The 1,246-nt window shown below is 76.6% G+C and carries 2 protein-coding genes; one reads left to right on the top strand and one right to left on the bottom strand.

Annotated features, from left to right (window positions below; genetic code table 11):
* On the bottom strand, positions 1–912 hold a 912-nt coding region (locus AC0CYZ_RS19970), incomplete at its 3' end, for an aldo/keto reductase (RefSeq protein WP_472218486.1).
* Positions 913–1,129: 217 nt separating this feature from the next.
* Here AC0CYZ_RS19970 and AC0CYZ_RS19965 point away from each other — a divergent pair.
* The coding region (locus AC0CYZ_RS19965; protein ID WP_472218488.1) for a trigger factor at positions 1,130–1,246 on the top strand (117 nt) is incomplete at its 3' end.

Below are 1,246 nucleotides of genomic sequence, written 5' to 3'. Positions count from 1 at the left end.
CCAGTAGTCCGACGGGGCCTCCGCGAGCCCGGCGAGCGCGACCTGCTCGTCCCCGGTGAGCGCGACGCCCGCCGCGGCGAGGTTGGCGCGCAGCTGCTCGGGCCCGGCGGCGCCGGAGAGGACGACGTCGGCCCACGGCGGCGCGTGGAGCCCGGCGCGGGCGCCGGCGTCGGGCCCGACGCCGAGCCGCGCGGCCGCCGCGGCGAGCGCCGCGGGCGGTTCGACGACCAGCCGGCCGTTGGCGACGCCCTCCTTGACCAGGACGAGCACCCCGTCGTCGTGGGCGGCCCGCAGCGCCCCGCCGGCCGAGGGCTCGAGCAGGTTCCACGTCGACTGCACGGCGGTGAACAGGCGCGCGCCGTCCACCTCCAGGGCCAGCCCGCGGCAGACCGCCTCGCCCTGGTCGGGCCCGGAGGTGGAGAAACCCAGCCGCACGCCGTGCTCGGCGGCGGTGGCCGCGAGCGCCCCGAGCAGGTCCGCGTCGTCGAACAGCGGCGAGTCGGTCGTCAGGGAGTGCACCTGGTAGAGGTCGGGCGGGCCGCCGAGGGCGTCCAGCGACTCGGCCCACTGGGTGCGGAAGTGCGCGAGCGTGTGCTCCTTGACCTCGTGCACCGTCGCGTCCGGATCCCAGTCCGCGGTGTAGCGGTAGCCCCACTTGCTGGACACGGTCGCGTCGGCCCGCCGGCCGGGACGCGCGGCGAACCAGGAGCCCAGGAACTCCTCGGCGCGCCCGTAGGAGCGGGCGGCGTCGAACCGGCGCACCCCCGCGTCCCACGCCGCGTCGAGGGTGGCGTGCGCCAGGGCGCGGAGCTCCTCGGGGGGCCGGTGCACCCCGTCGCGGCCGAGGTTGATGTAGGAGGGACGCCCGAGCGCGGCGAGGCCCAGGGCCAGCCGGGGGAGCACGTCGGTCACCACACGCCCACCCTAGGCGGGGTCCGCCGGCCGTCCGCGCTGGTCAGGGCCGCCACCCCACGGTGTCGGTCGGCACGTCTAGACTCGCGCCGACGCCCGGGCGGGCGCACCGACGTTCCTCCGACTCCAGCCGCGATCCCGCAGGGATTCCTGGGTCGCCCCCGTCGGCTCCGCCCCCGGGCCGTGATGGCAGTCCCGCCCCGGAGGAGAACGAGCTGTGAAGTCCACCGTCGAGCACCTGTCGCCGACGCGCGTCCGTCTCGCGATCGAGGTGCCGTTCGACGAGCTCAAGCCGACCTTCGACCAGGCGTACAAGAAGATCGCCCAGCAGGTC

The sequence above is a fragment of the Actinomycetospora sp. genome, assembly GCF_055612215.1.
This window is presented reverse-complemented; position numbering and strand designations above follow the sequence as displayed.